20 protein-coding genes are annotated in these 20,818 nt (G+C 36.1%); 7 read left to right on the forward strand and 13 right to left on the reverse strand.

Going from position 1 to position 20,818, the window contains the following annotated elements:
• Positions 1–24 precede the first annotated feature (24 nt).
• From DOK78_RS00100 to DOK78_RS00120, 5 genes are all read right to left on the reverse strand, one after another.
• Positions 25–909 carry a YitT family protein gene (locus DOK78_RS00100; protein ID WP_207871629.1) on the reverse strand — a complete coding sequence of 295 codons (885 nt, stop codon included), beginning with the start codon at positions 907–909 and terminating at the stop codon, positions 25–27.
• Between the two features lie 237 nt (positions 910–1,146).
• Positions 1,147–2,328, reverse strand: coding sequence for a MalY/PatB family protein (locus tag DOK78_RS00105; RefSeq protein WP_207871630.1), 1,182 nt, complete (start codon positions 2,326–2,328; stop codon positions 1,147–1,149).
• Between the two features lie 13 nt (positions 2,329–2,341).
• On the reverse strand, positions 2,342–3,175 hold the full coding sequence (locus tag DOK78_RS00110) for a Cof-type HAD-IIB family hydrolase (RefSeq protein WP_207871631.1): 834 nt from the start codon (positions 3,173–3,175) through the stop codon (positions 2,342–2,344).
• A gap of 219 nt (positions 3,176–3,394) precedes the next feature.
• Positions 3,395–4,204 carry an aldo/keto reductase family protein gene (locus tag DOK78_RS00115; RefSeq protein ID WP_207871632.1) on the reverse strand — a complete coding sequence of 270 codons (810 nt, stop codon included), beginning with the start codon at positions 4,202–4,204 and terminating at the stop codon, positions 3,395–3,397.
• Positions 4,205–4,232: 28 nt separating this feature from the next.
• Positions 4,233–5,108: an alpha/beta hydrolase gene (locus DOK78_RS00120; RefSeq protein WP_339076304.1), complete on the reverse strand. Its 876-nt coding sequence runs from the start codon at positions 5,106–5,108 to the stop codon at positions 4,233–4,235.
• 119 nt (positions 5,109–5,227) lie between these two features.
• Here DOK78_RS00120 and DOK78_RS00125 point away from each other — a divergent pair, with 119 nt between their 5' ends.
• Entirely contained in the window at positions 5,228–6,046 is an 819-nt protein-coding gene (locus tag DOK78_RS00125) for a hypothetical protein (RefSeq protein ID WP_207871633.1), read from the forward strand.
• A gap of 11 nt (positions 6,047–6,057) precedes the next feature.
• Here DOK78_RS00125 and DOK78_RS00130 read toward each other — a convergent pair whose 3' ends face one another.
• Complete coding sequence (locus DOK78_RS00130) at positions 6,058–6,519, reverse strand: DUF1801 domain-containing protein (RefSeq protein ID WP_422389687.1); 462 nt, start codon at positions 6,517–6,519, stop codon at positions 6,058–6,060.
• A gap of 86 nt (positions 6,520–6,605) precedes the next feature.
• On the opposite strand from DOK78_RS00130, the gene DOK78_RS00135 reads away from it, so the two are divergent.
• The gene (locus tag DOK78_RS00135) at positions 6,606–7,400 is read left to right on the forward strand and encodes a hypothetical protein (protein ID WP_207871635.1); all 795 of its coding nucleotides are present in this window, start codon (positions 6,606–6,608) and stop codon (positions 7,398–7,400) included.
• Between the two features lie 78 nt (positions 7,401–7,478).
• Here DOK78_RS00135 and DOK78_RS00140 read toward each other — a convergent pair whose 3' ends face one another.
• Positions 7,479–8,258, reverse strand: coding sequence for a TraX family protein (locus DOK78_RS00140; protein ID WP_207871636.1), 780 nt, complete (start codon positions 8,256–8,258; stop codon positions 7,479–7,481).
• A 134-nt stretch (positions 8,259–8,392) separates the two neighbouring features.
• Entirely contained in the window at positions 8,393–9,241 is an 849-nt protein-coding gene (locus DOK78_RS00145; protein ID WP_207871637.1) for an aldo/keto reductase, read from the reverse strand.
• A gap of 253 nt (positions 9,242–9,494) precedes the next feature.
• Between DOK78_RS00145 and DOK78_RS00150 the strand changes: the two genes are divergently transcribed.
• The 5 genes from DOK78_RS00150 to DOK78_RS00170 all read left to right on the forward strand — a co-directional run bounded on the left by DOK78_RS00150 (position 9,495) and on the right by DOK78_RS00170 (position 15,281).
• A complete protein-coding gene (locus DOK78_RS00150) occupies positions 9,495–10,205 on the forward strand; it encodes an amino acid ABC transporter permease (RefSeq protein ID WP_207871638.1) in 711 nt (236 codons plus the stop codon).
• A complete protein-coding gene (locus DOK78_RS00155) occupies positions 10,198–10,932 on the forward strand; it encodes an amino acid ABC transporter ATP-binding protein (protein WP_207871845.1) in 735 nt (244 codons plus the stop codon). Before DOK78_RS00150 ends, DOK78_RS00155 begins: the two co-directional genes overlap by 8 nt.
• An 18-nt stretch (positions 10,933–10,950) precedes the next feature.
• Complete coding sequence (locus DOK78_RS00160; protein ID WP_207871639.1) at positions 10,951–11,823, forward strand: transporter substrate-binding domain-containing protein; 873 nt, start codon at positions 10,951–10,953, stop codon at positions 11,821–11,823.
• A 12-nt stretch (positions 11,824–11,835) separates the two neighbouring features.
• Positions 11,836–13,011, forward strand: a complete 1,176-nt coding sequence (locus DOK78_RS00165; RefSeq protein WP_207871640.1) for a M20 family metallopeptidase — start codon at positions 11,836–11,838, stop codon at positions 13,009–13,011.
• A 128-nt stretch (positions 13,012–13,139) separates the two neighbouring features.
• Positions 13,140–15,281 (forward strand): glycosyltransferase, encoded by a 2,142-nt coding sequence (locus DOK78_RS00170; protein WP_207871641.1) that lies wholly within the window; start codon positions 13,140–13,142, stop codon positions 15,279–15,281.
• A gap of 34 nt (positions 15,282–15,315) precedes the next feature.
• Here DOK78_RS00170 and DOK78_RS00175 read toward each other — a convergent pair whose 3' ends face one another.
• The 5 genes from DOK78_RS00175 to DOK78_RS00195 form a co-directional block, all read right to left on the reverse strand.
• Positions 15,316–16,434 carry a GGDEF domain-containing protein gene (locus DOK78_RS00175; RefSeq protein ID WP_207871642.1) on the reverse strand — a complete coding sequence of 373 codons (1,119 nt, stop codon included), beginning with the start codon at positions 16,432–16,434 and terminating at the stop codon, positions 15,316–15,318.
• A 130-nt stretch (positions 16,435–16,564) separates the two neighbouring features.
• On the reverse strand, positions 16,565–17,935 hold the full coding sequence (locus DOK78_RS00180) for a gluconokinase (RefSeq protein WP_207871643.1): 1,371 nt from the start codon (positions 17,933–17,935) through the stop codon (positions 16,565–16,567).
• A gap of 81 nt (positions 17,936–18,016) precedes the next feature.
• Positions 18,017–18,670, reverse strand: a complete 654-nt coding sequence (gene trmB / locus DOK78_RS00185) for a tRNA (guanosine(46)-N7)-methyltransferase TrmB (RefSeq protein WP_207871644.1) — start codon at positions 18,668–18,670, stop codon at positions 18,017–18,019.
• Between the two features lie 28 nt (positions 18,671–18,698).
• A complete protein-coding gene (locus DOK78_RS00190; RefSeq protein WP_207871645.1) occupies positions 18,699–19,478 on the reverse strand; it encodes a phosphotransferase family protein in 780 nt (259 codons plus the stop codon).
• Between the two features lie 128 nt (positions 19,479–19,606).
• A complete protein-coding gene (locus DOK78_RS00195; protein ID WP_207871646.1) occupies positions 19,607–20,818 on the reverse strand; it encodes an ABC transporter permease in 1,212 nt (403 codons plus the stop codon).

The raw sequence follows: 20,818 nt of genomic DNA on the forward strand, positions 1-20,818 counted from the left end.
CGCATGAATGCCCCATCTCATTGATTATAAATTGTTCACTTCAACGCCGTAATCATCGGCAACCTTTTTTAGACTAAAACCACGACCGTTGACTTCACTAGCATTCAGCGTAACAAAAAAAGCTGTTTCGTCGATTGTTAAAATCGCTTCTTTTACTTTTGGAAAGTCTTTTTCACTAATCACGGTCATCAATAATTTACTTGGCGTTTGGCTATAGCCGCCTTCAATCGGGATTAACGTGACCCCTTTGTCTAAGGTTGTAGTTAATACTTGTTGAATTTCTGTGTATTTTTGCGACACAATCATAATATTTTTCGAGCGGTCAAAACCAACTTGAACCATATCTACAACACGTCCGATAATAAATAAACTAATTAATGAAAATAATACCACGTCTGTATCAAAAGTCAGTAATGCCGATAAAATAACCAAACCATCCACAAACAAGATGGCAATTCCTAACGATACATGCAAATATTTATGCACAATTTGAGAAATAATCGCCGTTCCGCCGGTTGAAGCATTCCCCCGAAAAACCAATCCTAGCCCAACACCAGTGACAATTCCACCAAATAAAGCAGCTAGAAATAAGTCATGTGTAATAACAGGAAAATTCGCCGTCACACCTACAAAAAATGGATAGATTAGGCTACCAAAAATAGTCTTCAAGCCAACTTCTTTCCCTAATAATAAAAAACATAAAATTAATAATGGAATATTAATCGCGTATAATACAATCGCAACATTCCAACCAAACATGTGATTTAACACCACACTAATTCCGTTAGCTCCACCAGCAACAATTTGGTTTGGTAACAAAATACAATTAATGGAAACAGCTAAAACAAATGCACCAGTGATAACAAATAAGGCATCTTGCACTTGTCGATGAGTAAGCATTCTTTTCATCTTCTTCCTCCAACCTTTAAATAATTTCAAAAATCGATTTTCATCATAACATGAGTTTGTCTTCAGTCGCTAGTTAGAAACAAAGAGAATCCTCTCATAGTTACCTTAGAAAAATGACTTCATGAACAAAAATAAAAAAATAGCCAAACCATACAAAGAGACATCGCCCATTCTAGTAAATGGACGACGCATTCTTGCTGTCACACAGCACTCTCTCTATCGTTTGAACCATTTTATTTATGCTTTAATTGCAACTACCAGTTGGTCAATCGCTTGTTGAATGTTGGTTGGTGGTGTTGCTAAGTTAATTCGAATGAAGCCCTTTGCTTCAGGTGAGAACCATTCGCCAAAATCAATCGCTAATTTGGCTTTATCTTGCACGACACCTTTAATATCGTCTGGCGCAATATACGCACGTAAGTCCACCCACATAAGATACGTTCCTTCCAAATCTGCAACCACCACATCTGGTAATTCAGCTGTTAATCGTGCTTTAGCATAGTGATAGTTATCTTCAATCGTCGCTAATAATCCCTCTGCCCAATCATCACCCGTTTCATACGCAACTTTGGCTGCTAGTTGACCGAATAAGCTGAATTCTGTTTGCTTGTATTCTTTGGCCCAATCGTTGTATTGTGTGCGCAATTTTTCATTTGGAATCCACACATGTGAATTCAGCAAACCTGCTAAATTAAATGTCTTTGAAGGTGAATTGACGATGATTAAATTATCCAAAAAACGTCCTTTTTCCACAGTTACACTTGAACAAAACTGATGTCCAGATAACACAATATCTGAATGAATTTCATCTGATAAAACTAATACCTGATGTTTTTCACAAATTGCCAATACCGCTGCCAATTCTTCTTCACGCCACACACGTCCTAATGGATTGTGTGGTGAACACAAAATATACAATTTTGGTTGATGATCAATAATTTTTTGCTCAAAATCTTCTAAATCCATCACATATCGTTGATTAACGCATTGAATATCCGAAGTAACTAATTGACGATGTTTATCTTGAATCGCATAGAAAAAAGGATAGTAAACAGGCGGCTGGATAATAACCGCATCCCCTTCTTCAGTAAAACAATCAATAATATCATACAAGGATTGGACGACTCCCGTTGAAAAAGATAACCACTCTTCACGAAACTCAGTTTGTTCATGGCGAACTTGCCATCCTTTATACGCATTAAAATAATCCTTTGATACAATTGAATAGCCAAAAACACCATGTGCAGCTCGTTGTGCTAAGGCATTTTTGACAGTTTCTGGTACAGCAAATTCCATGTCGGCAACCCATGCTGGCAATAATTCACTATCGCCAAAACGTTCTGCTAATGCATCCCATTTCAATGAGTCCGTCTGTTTTCGTTCCACACTATATTGACGAATGAATGTTTCTTTATCCAAAGTCAGTCCTCCTTTATAAATATTTTTCTAATAAGATTGCAATGCCGTCTTCGTCATTTGATAAGGTAATCTCATCAGCAATTTCTTTTAACGCTTCGACAGCATTAGCCATTGCGACACCAATCCCCGCATATTCAATAATAGACGCATCATTATGTCCATCACCAAAAGCTATCAAGTCTTCTGCATGTAAACCAAATTGTGGCAAGACGGTATCTAGTGCTTTCGCTTTATCAATTCCTTTGTCGGTAAATTCAAAATAAAATGGCGCTGTGAACATTGAGCTCAACCGATCTTCAAAAGGAGCTGCCATTGCTTGATGATTTTCTTGGAGATAGTTCGCATCTGCAGCAATTAAAATTTTATTTAAAGGGAAATCAACAAAGGCTGCTAAGTCATCAATTTCACATAATTTGAACTTCCCACCACGTGATTCATACTCAATAATATTAAAAGGTCCTTCTGGTAACTCTAATAAATTGTCGTATACATTATTAACATACATATAATCTTCTTTATTAATCATTGGACGAACTTCGAATTGCTTCATATGCTCCAAAACTTCTTGCGCATCGGCAATTGATAAGGCTTGGTTAAATAATTCTTCATCTGTTTTGCAATCAACCACGCTGGCACCATTAAACGAAACCAGCAATCCTTCATATTCATCCATCGCTAATTCTTTAGCATAACTATACATTCCAGTAGTCGGACGACCTGAGGCTAAAATGACTTTTACCCCATTTTTTTGTGCGTTAATTAACGCCTCTTTTGTTTTTTCACTAATAACTTTTTTATTTGTTAACAATGTTCCATCAATATCTAATACAATACCTTTAATCGCCATTTGTCTCCTCCTTTTCTTTCCATACTAAACGAGCCCGCACAGGAATGCAATCTCTCACTAAAAAAAGAACGATTATAATTTTTTATCACAATTTTTCTTAATAAAACAAAAAATATTCCTACCAGATACTAACAAATTTATGCGTAGATTCCTAAATTTTTATTTGCTTTTCTCTATTCATAAAAACACGACAGATTTTATCAATCTGTCGCATGTTTATTATAACGCTTGAATCGTTGCTTTTTCTGAGTCTGTTAAAGAAAAATCAAATAACTCTAAATTCAATGCTTGCCGTTTTTTATTATGTGATTTCGGAATCACAATAACGCCACGCTCAATTTGGTAACGTAAGATAATTTGTGCCCATGTTTTATCATAATGTGTACCAATTTCAGTTAAAGCTGCTTGGGCTTCTTGACTAACACGTGTTAATGGACCCCAAGCTTCTGGAATCACACCATTATCCAAAGAATACGCAATAATCGCATCATTCCACTTACCTGGATGTGATTCTACTTGATTGACGGCTGGCTTAATACGTGAATGTTCGAGTAAGTAGCTTAATTCTTTTTCTTCAAAATTAGAAACACCGATTGCTTTTAACACACCTTGTTCCACGTATTCTTCCAATACTTGCCAAACTGACACGATTTCTTCTAAATTTTCCCATGGATGATGAACCAAATACAAATCAATGTATGTTGTATCCAGCGCCTGTAAGCTTGCTTCTACGCCTTTTTGAACAGCCGCTTTGTCCGCTGTATATTCTTTCGTTCCCGGAAGTTTAGATGTGATGAAAAATTCGCTACGCTCTAAGCCACTTTCTTTGATTGCTTGACCAACGACTGCTTCATTACGGTAAGCAATCGCCGTATCAAAATGACGATAACCTAAAGCAATTGCCTCTTGTAATTCGGTTGTATCTCCATTAATTGCACCCATATAAGCACGGTCAACTTTTCCAAAGGTATTCGTCCCACTACCAATAATTGGTAATTGAATGCCAGTATTTAATGTTACAAACTCCATTCACAATTCCTCCTTTAGTATCTATTTATTAGTCTACCATTCGCTGTAAAAATTCAAAAATAAGTTGTTTGGTTTCCTCTTGGGTAAACGGAGCATCCGCATGTTCTGCCCCTTCAAAAATATACAATTCAGCAGGAACACCTTTAGCTTTTAACGCTTCATATAATAAATGGCTTTGACTGACGGGAACAATCGTATCCGCATCTCCATGTAAAATTAAAAATGGGGGCGTTTGCCCACTGATAAATTTTGTCACATCAGGGTAGTTCAACGCATCCAAAGGTACATTAATTTGAGTGAGTTCATGAATAGCTTCTCGCAAGCGAAACAGACGCAGTGAATTACGTGGTACCGCAGCCAAAAAATCTGGCACAGAAACTAAAGGATACCAAGGAACAACCGCTTTGACACGACTTGAATATTTCAAATAGTCTCCTTTGTCATACTCACGAGTATTGGCAGTCGCACCAACTAAAGCTGCTAAATATCCTCCTGCTGATTCTCCCATCGCAATAAAACGTTGCGAATCTAACCCAAGCTCTTCAGCATGTGCTTTTAAATAGCGAATCGCTAATTTGACATCTTCAATTTGATCGGGAAATTTGGCTCTGGCTGTCACACTGTAATCGATACTTGCAACTGCATAGCCTCGTTTCGCAAACCAGGCTAATTCTGGCGTCCATACATTGCGATCCATCGCTGAAAAACTTCCCCCACAAAGCCAAATAATGACGGGTAAATTGCTATGCTTTTCGTCATAAGGAAATGACATTCGTGGACGCATCAAACTCAAACTTAATGGACGATAAACAGCATTACTACCTTCCATTCGATGCCCATAGACAATTTTGGGAATTAAATTAATTACAGGTTTATCACGGTTCATTTGAATTTTTTTAATCACACAGCTTCCTCCTCGTTTTTCTTTAGTATAACGTATTGTTTTTTCTTTTACCAAAGAAGTCTGCACGCTTTATGAAAACGTTATTTTATCCTATACTAAAGACAAAGGAGGGGATTAAAATGAAACGACTTTTGTTGCTTTTATTTGTTTTATTATTAGCCGCTTGTGGACGAACCACAGCACCTATAGAAAGCACCTCAGAAAGGAGTCAAACGACTCAAACTAGCGTGGTTCATGAAACCACCATGGAAACTTCAACCGATCAAACAAGCAGTGAAACCAATGCAACTTCTGAAACACAAGAACCCATCCCTGTTGAAACGCAAGCTAATCTTGTCGGCACTTGGGTTCAAAAAAATCTAACTCTAACCATCGATGAAGAAGGACATTGGCAATTAACAGGTGGCATTACTAGTCAAGGAACATTGAAAGTCGCTGTGGATAATGGCGCAATCAAAATGGTGAAATTATACGGCTTTAACGTAAATATCGATAGCATTGGAAATTATTTTATCGCCAATGTTAACGAAGATAGCCGTAAAATGAATTTTGGGTACTTAGGAACCTTTACTCGTCAAGGACAAGCAGAACATGTCTTAACTGATAATGCTTATATGGATGTGGTGGAACGAGAAACAATTGATTTTAATCAAAATTTAATAGGTACTTGGACGATGAAAAATAAAGAATACGATTTTCAGAATGTGTGGAATTACAATCCCGATGGAACCTTTGAAGTTTATTCAGATGGCAAAGGCGAAGCAATGACAGGTACCTACCAAGTCGACTATCTTGAGAATGACCAAATTAATTTAACGATTACGTATGATGGTGGCGAGACACATACAAGTGAATATACGTTGCGTGATGGCACATTAACTGAAGCTGGTTTTGAATGGGCAGCACAAATTCGTAATACAGTTCCTCCTGCACCATAAAAAAGTGGCAATCATTTACGATTGCCACTTTTCTCTTGATAATGTGTGTAACGTTCAATCCATTCTTCAACCGTTATTTTTTCCATCAGTTCACCAACCAAAGTATAAGGAATATTTTTAGGATTTGTCAAACGAATACAGCTTTTTCCCATATTTAATTTAGTAGGTACCTGTTTCGCATATTCTTCTTGAAACCAAGTTAATAATGGCGGATTGCCCATAATACCCATATGATAAATCGCCAAGTGATTCTTTTGTGCACCTAAGGAAACAAATGGTAATGGCTCGTCTTCTCGTTGTAAATATCCTTCTGGAAACACCGCTAGAGGAACAACAAAAGTAGGCATCCCATATTGCATAACCAGCTCAAATCCTGTTGGTAAATGCGTAATAATAATTTCTTTTAGTTGAAAATAACTCTCTCGCCACTTTTCAGGTAAGGCTTGTTCATATTCTTCGATTGACATTGAAATCCCTTCTTCCTAACAAATAAATTTCTTCTTATTCTTGTTACTGTTATAATAATATAAAATAAACAATTTTAGCGAGGAGTAAGATTATGACTATTCAAGCAGCACTCTCACTAAGTAATGAAAAATTAACGCTACAACTAGCAGACAATCAAGGACAAATCACCATTTTCTATTCTAACGATAAAAAATTGGTTGCTCCAGAAGCCAGCGTTTATCTATTGTTTAAAGAACAAAAATTGCGAGCAATCGGCACAACAGAAGGTCCGTTTAGCTCACGAACAGCTTATGATACCTGTGTACAAATTACGCCTCCTTGGGAAATGGAGCAAGGGTATCTCATTCAACGTCTAGTGGAAACTGCCGAAGAAAGCAAGTTAAAAGTGATGAGTAAAGGAGCAAAAAAAATTCCAGCAAATCACTATCCAACTGTTACCGCTTATCAAGAAGTTGTGTTAATTTTATTAGAAAAGTTTGGACTTGCTTTTCGTAAAATAGAAGAAAAACCGCAAAAACCAAAACCAGCCAAAGCTCAGCATCGTTGGCGTAAAGAAGTGAGTACCATTGAATTTTTCGTGGATGAATACGACAGTCAAGCAACTGTCATCTGGCAAAAACGAAATGAAATGCGCATTAAAAAAGGCGCTCACTTACGCCAAGAAATTCCTTTAAATAAAGATGGTTCTATTGGTTTAGCCGGACGTTTTACGAAACAGCTTCGTGAAGAACATGCCGATAAAATCAATGATTTTGTGACAACAGAAGATGTCGTTTTAAAAAGCGTTAACGAAGTCGGACACTTCTTATATTATGCCGGTACTAATAGCTGGTTAGTTTTAAAAGATAAAGACGGCAAAACCATTGATGAATGGACCGTTGTGTAAACTAAAAACGAGGAGAATTTTGGGTATCCCAAATTCTCCTCGTTTTATTTTTCCTCCACATAGTTTTGCTTGCTACTGCTACATCCAATAGTTCAAATAAACATATGAGAAGATGTATAGCAAATAGATATGTCCTGGATAAAAAGCATAGAAGAAATATTTATCCCCCCGACCCTTTTGTCCGTTGTAAAATGCTAAAGGTATGATGGCAAAAACCATCATCCATTGGTAGTTCACAAGTAACTGACTAAAGTCAAATCCGGTTGCAATTAATGAAACGACTGCTAAGGACAAAAATTGCAAGCTCCGTTTTTCTCTAAAGAGATAGAACATCGCACCTAATAAAACCGCCGCATAGCCCCCTTCAACCGTAATATACGTAGGAAAAATTTGTAACAGATAAATGAACATTGAACTACCATTTCCTGTACTCATCCAAATAAAAAACGGCAAGGCGATTACAAAGGGTAAAGTTAACAAACCCGTTGCTTTTAGCCAATGCTTTTGTTTGTATTCTTCAATACAATACATCACTAGTGTAGCTAAAAAAAGTGTCCCAAATACATTATTGAATAGCATCACTTCATCCATTGGAAATAATTTGGGAATGAGTTGATTCCCTAAGTTCATTCCCCAAAAGCCAATTAATAAACGCGACATATACTTCAAACGATTGCGTGTGTAATAGAACCCTTCCGCACTTAAAAATAGAAAAATCGGTAATACAATTCGACCAAACATATTTAAAATGGTTGGTGGCTGTGCATAAATAAACATTTCATAGATATGATCCCCCACCATTAAAATAATCCCTAAAATTTTTAATTGATATCCTGTTAAACTAACTTGTTTTGTCATTACTAACCTCCATCTACTCAGTAAATCCAGTCTAGCACACCAAATACTAAAATGAACTTTCATTACTGTTAGACGAGCTATAAGTTTTGTTAGTTAAAAAAATAGTCACCAAAAAATTGGTGACTATTGAACGATTAAAATGTTTTTTCGTCTGGGACAGGTGCTTCTCCAGCAGCTCCTTGCAATTGGTCAATTGCTTCCATGTCTGCTTGGCTTAATTCAAAATCAAAAATCTGACCATTTTCAATAATCCGCTCTTCATGAACAGACTTAGGCAATGGCAAGAAACCATGTTGTAAACTCCAACGTAAAACGATTTGCGCAATCGTTTTGTCATAAGTTTCAGCAATTGTTTTTAATTCTGGTACACTAAAAATTTTCCCTGTACCTAATGGACTATAAGCTTCACTCAAAATGCCATGTTTTTGATTATACGCAACGACTTCTTCTTGGCGATCGCTTGGACTTAGATAAATTTGGTTAACGACTGGTTTAATCTTAGCTGTTTCAAGTAACGCATCTAAATGGTGCGGCATAAAATTAGATACCCCAATCGCACGAATCTTGCCAGCTTCTACCGCTTCTTCCATCGCCCGCCAGGCTTGAGCATTCGCTTCTTGCCAATTATCACGAAAGGCTACTGGGTTTGGCCAGTGAATCAAATATAAATCTAAATAATCGACCCCTAATTTTTTCATTGATTCATCAATTGCTTGTTTTGCTAAATCATACGAATGAGCATCATTCCATAATTTTGTCGTAATAAATAATTCTTCTCTAGGAATGCCACTTTTGGCAATGCCACGTCCTACAGATGCTTCATTTTTGTAAACCGCCGCCGTATCAATATGGCGATAGCCTGCTTTGATAGCTGCTAAAACCGACGATTCAGCAACATCGCCATCGGGTGTTTGCCATGTTCCAAAGCCTACAACTGGAATTTCAATCCCATTTGCTAGTGTGTATGTGTCTTTTAAACTCAATGTTAGTCCCTCCTTTATATGTGTATCATACCATTCTCTTGAAGGATTTGTTAATTGATTGATTTCTATCAAAAAAACAGTTGTATTATATACACGAATATTGAAAATATATACATATAAATTACACTTCATATATTTTTTTGCATAAAAATCCAAAAAGTGTTGCAAACATCTTGATTATGTATTATTATACATTTCATACCTAATGGAATTATTTTTATTCATTAAATATTATTAAAAGTGAGGAATTACTATGGATGCAATGTTAGGAATAGTCATAGATTTTGGAAAAACAGTCAAGTGGATTCCCACTTTTATAGACGGAACGGTTGTGACGATTGTTTTGTCTTTAATAACAGTTGTGTTGGGTTCATTACTCGGTTTATTTGCAACATTAATGAAACAATCGCGATTAAAAATTTTAAATATTATTGCGGCAATTTATACACAAGTAATTCGCGGGACGCCATTATTAGTCCAATTGTACATTTGGTTATACGGGTTACCTTTAATTGGTATCTCATTACCTGCTATTTCATTTTTAGGAAACACATACGGTTCCAGAGAATTTTTAACCGCCGTTGTGGCTTTATCAATCAACTCTGGTGCGTATATCTGTGAATTGTTACGTGGCGGGTTAGCTTCGATTGACAAAGGACAAATGGAAGCCGGACGCTCATTAGGATTGAGTCGCGGGCAAACCATGAAATCCGTCATTATCCCCCAAGCAATTCGTGTGGTACTTCCAGGACTAGGTAATGAATTTATTATGATGATTAAAGAGTCCTCTATCGTCTCAGTTGTAGGAATCTTTGATGTCATGTATACCAGTAATATTGTAAAAGCAGCTACGTATTCTATTTTTGAACCATTAATTATCGTTGCTCTGATTTATTTCTTCCTAACCTTTACATTAACTGCATTAATCAAGAAATTAGAAACGAGGTTAAATGTCTATGATTAAAACCAATCAATTAACGAAAAAATTTGGTGATTTAGCCGTTTTAAATGGCATCACAACGCATATTGAAAAAGGTGAAACAGTTGCCGTCATTGGTCCTTCTGGTTCTGGGAAATCGACTTTTCTTCGTTGTCTAAACTTGATGGAAATTCCGACAAGTGGTGATGTCTATTTCAAAGATATTTTATTAACGAACCCGCAATTAAAAGAAATCGAAATCAATCAAATTCGCGAAAATATTGGCATGGTATTTCAACATTTCAATCTATTTCCTAATATGACAGTTTTAGAAAATATCATTTTAGCGCCAATGAAGTTAAAAAATCTAACAAAACAACAAGCTTCACAAAAAGCAGAAACCTTACTGAAAAAAGTTGGATTGTTAGATAAAAGAGATGTTTATCCCAATAAATTATCTGGCGGACAAAAACAACGGGTAGCTATTGCGCGTGCTTTGGCAATGGAACCTGAAGTCATGTTGTTTGATGAACCTACCTCTGCGCTTGATCCAGAAATGGTAAAAGAAGTGTTATTAGTTATTCAAGATTTAGCCAAAAGTAATTTAACGACCGTCATCGTAACTCACGAAATGAATTTTGCGAAACAAGTTGCTTCGCGTGTTCTTTTTATCGACAAAGGCGTGATTGTTGAAGAAGGTACACCGAATGAACTGTTCGATTCTCCAAAAGAACAGCGAACAAAAGAATTTTTAGATCAAATTACATTTTAATTCAAAGGAGTTTTCATTATGAAAAAATTAACATTATTGGTATTAAGTTGTGTGGCGATAGTCACCTTGGCTGCATGCGGTTCAGGAGATTCAAAAAAATCAGCTGATTCTGGAACAAATGATAAATTGGCACAAATTAAAGACAAAGGAAAATTAGTAATCGGTACCTCCCCTGACTTTCCTCCGTATGAGTTTTATATTTTAAATGATAAAAACGAAAAGGAAATTGTTGGTAGTGACATTGCGTTAGCCAAGGCAGTTGCGGATGAAATTGGTGTTGAATTAGAAATTAAGGCAACCGATTTTAATGGCGTATTAGCCAATATTCAAACCAATAGTGTCGACTTGGGTATTTCTGGCTTTGTAGCAACAGAACAACGTGAAGGAATCATGGATTTCTCTGAAGGTTACCAACAAGAAGTCAACAATGGTTTTCAAGGAATTTTAGTTCCTAAAGAAATCGCTGAAAAATACCAAACTTTGGACGATTTAAAAGCTGCTAATTTAACAATTGGTGCTCAAGGTGGCTCCATTCAATTTGAAACTGCTAGTACCTTAACTGATGCAAAAAACATTAAACAATTCGGCACAATGGACGCAGCAGTTTTAGCGCTAAACTCAGGTGATATTCAAGCAGTAACTGTTTCAACTTCTTCTGTGGAACCTCTATTAACAACTTTCCCAGATTTAGTAATTTTACCAAAAGAAACGTTTAATTTAGACCCTGAAAATAAATATGGCACCAATGTTATTGGTTTTCCAAAAGGCGATGACACAGAATCGCTGATTACGGTCGTCAATGAAGTAATCAAAGAAAACAATGACAATGGCAATTTAGCAAAATGGCGTGAAGAATCAGAAGAGCAAGCAGTCAATGCCTTAAAGGAATAGGAGAATAGCACTATGACAGTCAAAGAAACATTATTAGCATCCATCGAAAATAATATTGATGTGTATATGGAATTAGTAAACACAATGTATGAAAATCCTGAAATCGGAAATGAAGAATTTGAAACGATGAAACTACTAGTTAATTATTTGGATAGTGTCGGTTTTAAAACAACATCTGGTTATGTTGTTCCTACAGGTTTTTTAGGTGAATATGATACAGGCAAACCTGGACCAACCATTGCCGTCATGTGTGAATATGATGCCTTACCTGAAGTTGGTCATGGTTGTGGCCACAACTTAATTGCAGGTATTGGCGTTGCGACAGGTGAAGCAGTGAAAGGCATTATCGATCAATTTGGCGGTAAATTATTTGTTGTAGGAACTCCTGCAGAAGAAAATTTCGGTGGTAAAGTTAGTATGTCAGAAGCTGGCGTTTTTGATACTGTTGATGTTGCCTTAATGGTTCATCCAGGTAGTCAAAATGGTGTTGGCGGACGTTCAAACGCTCTTAATCCAATTAAATTTGAATTTTTTGGTAAAAATGCACATGCATGCGATCCCGCATCAGGTGCTTCGGCTTTAGATGCAGCCGTTATGAGTTACCTACAAATTAATTTACTTCGTCAATTTGCTGCGCCTCACACATATATTCATGGAGTGATTAAAGATGGTGGTGAAGCAGCGAACGTTATTCCAGGTTATGCATCAATGGAATATTACTTCCGTGCACCAACGATTGGTTATGCTAAAGAATTAACAGAAAAAGCCGTACAAGCAGTAGATGGGATTTGTAAAGCTAACGGCGTCACTTTTAAAACCTCTACTTATGAGTGTCCTTATGAAGATACGGTCATCAACTACAAATTAGCAGATATTTTAGCAGAAAAATATGCTGAACTAGGAGTGGAAGATGTAAAACCCGTAGACGAAATTGCCACAGGTTCAACAGACGTCGGAGCTGTCAGTTATCGTTGTCCAACTATCCAAGGGAATATCAAAATTTGTGGACCAGAAGTAGGTGGACACACAAAAGAAATGGCCGCAGCCACTATTTCTCCAGATGGACAAAACGGCTTAATCAAAGCAGCTCAAGGATTGTCTCTAACTATTTTAGAATTGTTAGAACATCCTGAAACATTAGCTGCAGTCAAAGCTGAATTTGATGAGACAATCGCAGCCTTAGCTTAAAATAGTTTAAACGTAGCGTACATAATAGTTGTACGCTACCTTTTTTTATTTAATGAGTACTTTCATTGCACTTCGTTGTGAAAAAAGATACACTACCTTACGTATATCTAAAAAAAGGAAGGTTTTATATGATAGATGAGAATGTTTTGTATATCATTGGCTTAGTGTTAGTCATGTTGTATATTTTAACGGGATTTGATGATTTTATTTGGGATGTTATTACCTTATTTAGACGCAAATCTTACAAAAGAGAATTATTAGATCTCAAAAAAGCCGATGATATTCCCCCTAAACTGATAGCGGTGGCCATTGCTGCTTGGCATGAAGAAAGTGTCTTAGGTGATGTTATTGATAACATGATCGAATCGGTCCATTACCCTAATTCTATGTATCATGTATTTTTAGGTGTATATCCAAATGATGCGGCCACCATTACCGTTGCACGACAATTAGAAGAAAAATATGAAAATGTCCATATGATTATTAATGAATTACCTGGACCAACTTCCAAAGCGCAAAATATCAACTACATCATTACACAAATTAAAGCGATGGAAAAAGAAAAGCAATGGCATTTTGAAGCTTTAAACGTCCATGATTCAGAAGACGTTGTTCATCCGTATGAATTAAAAGTAACCAATTATTTACTAGAAACGTATCCTGCTATTCAGTTTCCAGTTTTTCCATTGATGGAAATGCCTAAGTTTAGCAATTTTTTCAAAAATTTGGTGACGAATACTTACGCTGATGAATTTGCAGAAAATCATTTTTCAACGATGGTCAGTCGCTATAGTAGTGGCGCTTTTGTCCCCTCGGCTGGAACTGGTTTTACGCTTTCTCGGGAAGTGATTGATAGTTTTGGCGATGAAGATGTTTTACCAAAAGATAGCTTAACGGAAGATTATCGCTTATCTTTAACGTTATACCAAAAAGGCATTCAAATGTATTATCCTTTAGTTGAAGTCCCTCGCATTAACTTTAAAAATGAATTTGTTTATGAATTTATTGCGACACGTAGTCGTTTTCCTTACACGTTTAAGACAGCCGTCAAACAAAAAACACGCTGGATTTTAGGAATCACTATGCAGTCATTTAAATTCCGAGAAATTTTTGCAACAAAAGAAATGTCCTTTGCTGGACGCTATTCACTTTATCGCGATTTTAAAGCCAAAATTGGTAATCTATTGGTTCTAGTAGGCTATCCAGTTTTAATCTATTTCTTTGCTTCCTTGTTTTGGGACTTAACACCTATTTATCCAAAATATTCCTTATCTTGGTATTTATGTGTCTTAGTGACGATTATGATGCTTGAAAGACAATTATTCCGCGCAGTAGCAATTAAACATGTCTACGGGATGCGAAGTGTTTTCTTTGCCTGCTTATTACCACCAATTTTACCCATACGTTTTGTTTATGGAAATATTATTAACATGGTCGCAACGATGAAAGCCTTCCAACAACGAATGTTTGGCAATCAAACACCTGTCAAAAAAGAAAAGAAAGCTAAACGCAAGAACAAACAAAATGAACAAAAACAATTAGTCTGGGATAAAACTGAACATCATTTTCTAGAAAAAGATGTTTTACAACGTTATCATCGGAAATTGGGCGATGTGCTGTTAGAAAAAGGGTTCATTGAACCAACCGTCTTAAAAGAAGCTTTGGAAAATGCTAACGAACAAAAACAAGCCTTAGGAGCCTACTTATTGGAGCATGATTTGATTTCAGAAGATCGCTTATTAGAAGCACTTGCCAATGTACAACATTTACAATATCTACCTGCAACCAATTTATCCACCTATCTTCAACCAGAATTTGCTAAAAAATTTAATCGCAAGCAACTACAAGAATGGTATTGTTTACCGATTTTAGAGACAGACAATCATTATGTTTTTGCTATTTGTGATGCCACACCACGCGATGCAGTCCCTCTGTTAGAAGAGACGTATCACATTAGTGTATCTACTATTTATGCATTACAACAAACTATTTTGGATGGTTTAGCGATGTTAGACAGCTCTATCCCATTGATTGATTTTGCTTATGAACGTTATGAACACAAGTTGATTTCTTATAAACAACTCTTCTTAGTCCGTACCTATCAAGAAAAAACGGGTGCTTCTTCAGAAGAATTGTTATTGAAAATGGGTTTATTACCTCCGTCATTTGCTGAAAACAATACAAAATCAGAAACAATTAAACAACTTCCAGAATCAACCGACCCACTCCAATTAAAAAATGCGACCAACATCACAGAAAAAGTAACCTAATAAAAAAGCCGAATCGTCATGATTTGGCTTTTTTTTACTGATAGTTATTATGATATATTACGACTTTATTTCTTCCTGATTGCTTTGCTATATAACAAGCTTCATCTGCTTTTTTTAATGTTTCTAAAATATCTGTTTGGTTGATGGTATTTTCAATTCCTGCTGAAAAAGTAATCGAAACACCGTCCGTCATTCCTACTCCCATAGGATACGTTTCAATTTTTGCACGAAATTCTTCAATTATTTTGTAGGCTGAATTTTTAGATGAATCATAAAAAAAGATACAAAATTCTTCGCCACCAAAGCGATAGATTTCAACGTTATTTTTATCCAAATATAAAGACAAATGTGCTTCTAAAAGCTGAACAAAATCACGTAACACTTCATTTCCAACTAAATGTCCATTTTGGTCATTAATTTTTTTAAAATGATCCAAATCAAGCATGGCCACGGTAATGACTTGTTTATGCTCTTTCAAAAACTCAATCATGTCACTTAAAGCAGAGTAATTATGAACCCCTGTCAAGCGATCAATTTTACTAGCAATCAATTCTTCGCGAATCCGGGCATTCCCTTTTTCTTGTAGCGAAAAATAAAGATAAAAAGACACTAAAATCACTAAAGAACCAGTAATAAGTAACACGATGGTGCCACTATTTTCGGTAAAAAAGGATGTACCTACTTCTTGCAAATGGAAATAGGCAGAAATAAGCATAGATAAAATGAACAAAACACTAAATTTAAGATTACGCCAGCCAAATGGCAGCCAATCAATCACCACAAATAAAGAAAAAATCAGCAACGCAATCATAAATAATTGATCGTATGAGACAACGACTCTGAGATCGATCAACTTTGAATAACTAACTAACAGAAAAGGCGTCAACAAAATTAAATATTTGCCATAGCTTCGAAAAAAATAATACGCAATAAATAATATTAACGAATACTCGTAATAAACTGCACCAAGTAAGTGAACGGAAAGCGACAACAAACAAAACAAATACGTAAAATACAACAAAATAATAAGTATCAATTGCAGAATTTTATTTAAAAAAACTTTTTTCACACTACTAAAAACTGTATCAATAGTAATTAATAAACTGACAATAATACTTGGAAAAAAGATAGTTAACACCATCATACTTCCCATACATCGTTTCTCCTTAACCTTTACATCCATTTATTAAGCCTAATCATACCCCATAATAAGCGACTTTTCTACGTTTGTTTGCAAAAAAAGAACAGTTTGTCTTGTTATTTGCCAAACTGTTCTTTTTTAATTATTTAGAAAAATAATTTTTAAACACTTCTGTGTATTGTTCATGATTTTCTAGAGATAAAGCAATTGTTTCAATGGGTGCAGGTGTTATTTGACGTCCATAGATTAAATAATATAGTCCCATAATTGGTTCATTATAATCCGACAAATAACAATCTACTCCCAAAATATCGGCAGTCATTTCCCGCAACATTTCTGATTTGAAGAAACCACCGCTTAAGGATAGGTTGTCTGTGACATTTACAGTTTCCGCCAACGTACGAATATTAAATAAAATCCCTTCAACGACACTGCGAATCATATCTTCTTTTGTATGCTGAATACGAATATTTTTTAATGTTCCTGTGACATCTGCTTGCCATAAAGGTGCCCGTTCACCATTAATAAATGGTTCAAAACGTAAACCATTAGCCCCAATTGGAGACTGTTTCAAGGCATTAGGCAAGTTTTCGAAAAACTCAGTTGGCGTGTCTGCATATAGCTGACTTGCCCATTCTAAGACACAGCCCCCATTATTTGAAGGGGCGCCCGTCACGTAATATTTTTCATTCAAATAATAGCAAAAATTTTGGTTGGTACTATCAAACGTTGGTTGTGTGGTTACTTTGCGAACAGATGCACTCGTCCCAATCGTTAAACTGTTTGGAATATCTGTGGCTATATAGCTAGCATAAGCTGCGAGACAACCATCGCTTGCACCAACCACAACTGTGGCGGTTGCTGGAATTTTCAATTCAGTAGCAGCTGACGGTTCTAAAGAAAAAGTCGCCGTTGTATCAACCAATGGGGCAAGTTGTTGTTTAGAAATACCAATAAAAGCTAAAATTTCATCGTCCCATGTGCGCTCAAGTAAATTAAATAAGCCCGTTGCCGAAGCCGTCGCATAATCGATGACAAATTCGCCTGTAAAATAATGCATAATGAGCTCTTTAATGCCATAATAATGAGTTCGTTCTGGGAAACGTGCTTGTTGCTGGAAATACAACAATTTAGCAAAAGGTGACATCGGATGAATTGGTGTGCCCGTTCTTTGATAAAAAGCCGATGCTACTGCTTGTTGTTTAAAGGCTGCAATTGTTTGTTCTGCTTGTGTATCCGACCAAATATAAATAGCATCATCCAAACCTTCTCCCCACGGTAAAACGCTATGCATCGCCACGCTAAAACTAATGGTTTCTAATGCTTCGCGCATATCTTTGGGAATCGATTGAATCCCTACTTTTAAGACCGCTAATAATTCAGTCGCTCGTTGATAATTCATGTGCTGTTCTCGATAAGTTGTTACCGGACTAGTTTGTTGAAATTTAATTTTCCCATCTGCAATTACTGCAAATTTAATCGCTGTCGTTCCAATATCAATACCTAAAAACATGGCCATCCCTCCATTCATTTCTCGTTTATTGTAGCACAAAAAAAGTTAGAAACTGAGTTGTTCGTTTCTAACTTTTTGTGATTATTTTTTTGTTTTATCAGGGAATTTTGCCTCAACGCGATAAATACGTTGACCACGCGAAGAAAATTTCTCCTCGTATTCCGTCATAATATTGCCTTCAAAATTGCTCGTATGTAAATCTAACCATACTTTTTGAATGATTAAGCCATATTGTGAGAAGCTTGCTAAGGAATATTCAAACAATCCTTGATTGTCCGTTTTAAAATGAATTTCTCCTTCTGGACGTAAGATTTGTTCATCGACGGCTAAAAAGGTTTTATATGTTAAGCGACGTTTTTCATGACGACTTTTTGGCCACGGATCAGAAAAATTCAAATAGATTTGATCAACTTCACTATCGGCAAAATATTCCGTCAAGGCTGAGCCATCAACGTGTAATAATTGCAAGTTCGGAATTGCTTCATCAATCAATTTATCTAAAGCAAAAGAGACGACACTCACTTGCATATCAATTCCAATATAATTAATTTCTGGATGTGCCTTAGCCATATTTGCAATAAATTGTCCTTTGCCCATTCCAATTTCAATATGAATCGGTTGGTCATTACCAAAGCGTTCTGCCCAGCGCCCTTTCCATTCTTGTGGTTGGTCCACAACAAATTGCGGATGCGAAGCGATTAAATCCTCTGCTCCTGTACGTTTTCTTACTCTCATAGTTGTTCCTTTCTGTCACTACCAGACTTTATCCTGTATAAATTCGTTTTAGCTGTAAAATTTCTTGATTCATTTCTTTGAGCGCATTTCGTTTATGGTATTTTTTTACTTCTTGCAACATACTCAATAACGCATACCAGTAAATTTTTTCCATATTTTCACTATTTCCATGGATGCCATAGCTCATCAGCCAATGATTCCAACTAGAAATTGGTAGATAGTGTCCTAGAATTGTTCCGATGTCAACTGCTGGATCAGCAAACATCACAGAATCCCAATCAACTAAATAAAGGTAATTTTTACAAACTAACCAATTACGATAATTGACATCACCATGCACGACAGCTTTTTCAGATGGTTTAAATGGTGGAATATTTTTTTCTAAATAACTATGAACTAAAGACAAAAATTGGTTCTCAACCAAATCCGTCGCTAATTCTGTTTCATAGTCTTGCAACATCTTTTGTGGTGACCTCACAATGCCGCCCATTTTCTCAAGCATCTCTTTTAAAGAATCTGAATGATGCAAATGGTATAACACGTCTATCACATCGTTACGTTGTCCAATTTCTTCAGGGTCTAAAATGCGTCCTTCTAACCATTCTTGTGCGGTTAACGTATCGCCATTCCCTGTTCGTTTCGTCCAAACTAGTTTGGGTGTAATGCCTTCTTTTGACAAAGCAGCAAGCATCGGAGTGGTATTACGTTTGATGAATACTTTGTCTTCTGCTTTTAAACCGACATATGCTTTGCCAGTATCGCCTTTAATTGGATGCAGATCCCAATCATTATCAAAACGAATAGCCATCCTGCGTGCCTCCTTCTTTTTTTCACAGTAATACTTATTCTATCGTCCTAACTACAGGTCGTCAAGCACATCTATTTAGCTTTTTTCTTTCCCATCTGATTTTTAGATAATCTTTAGCGTATTTTTAGTTATTGGTTCTTTTTTAAACGATACGGGACGTAAAGTTCAACAAAAAGCACGGCGATTACAAAAAAGCTAAGGACAATGATTCCACGGTCCATCCAACTTGCAACAACCAAACTACTAATCACAGAAAAAATCAACGCGACAACCAATAATGCCATTCGTAACAATGTCTGAAGCGCACTTAATTTTTGTTGTTCGGCTACAGGATAGAGCTGGGCACTCGTCATATATTGAAATTGATGATATAGCGGTAATAATTGAAAACCAATCAAATAGATGAATAATACACCCACTCCCAAAGCAAACCATCTTTCGGTAATAAAGACTAATAAAATACTGCCTAATCCTAGCAGACGCAAATATAATCCACTAAATTCTGTACCGCGAATAAAGCGACGTGCATACAAATACAGATAAGTGTTTTTTTGATTAAATGTAATTTTTGATAAGATTCCATCCAAATATTTTCGGCGTTTAATTTGAGCAGTAATTTCAGGAACATCTGTAAATAAATTAATAAAACGATATAAACGGTACAAACGATGCTGTTCTGTTGTAATCATCTTATCCCAATCAAGAGGTGCTTGCATTTTTTGCCAACATAAATTGTGGAATAAATAAGCTTGTAAAAAAGCTACCAAAACCCCAATTAAAGGATAGATGAACAAACCCACGCTTAGTGTTGCTAAACTAATAATCCACCATAAAACAAAAGCATTTTTGACAGCTTTCTCCATATCTTGAAATAAAGCCATTCGCTGGATTTGTAATTGACTAAATTTCAAACACCATAAGATGACGAGAAAAAAAGCAAACGAAGAAAAATTCTTCCCTGTCGATAAAACTACTAACGGCATTGTCGCACCGCCAATTAAAAGCAATACTCCGAATGGTAAATAGCAACTATATTTAAATGCTTGGGTTAAGTAATCACGCATTTGTTTTTCCTTGGGTAATAAAAAAACAGCATCGGCTGGTTTCGCTAAACTAGCAAATTGCCCAATTTGAAGTGCAACTAACCAAATGACTAAAACAATCGGTGTCCCCCAAATAAACCCTTTTGGCAATGTCTTTAAGATATTGGAATAATACAATCCCAACCCACCTACTAGAAAGGTCATCGTCAATGCAAAATGGTCATTAAATACATATTTCAAATAGCGCTGCATGTTTTTCTGGTGCAGATTTAGTCGTTGTCGAAAAAATTCTTTCAT

It is taken from the genome of Enterococcus sp. DIV2402, assembly GCF_017426705.2.
GTDB lineage: Bacteria > Bacillota > Bacilli > Lactobacillales > Enterococcaceae > Enterococcus_F > Enterococcus_F lowellii.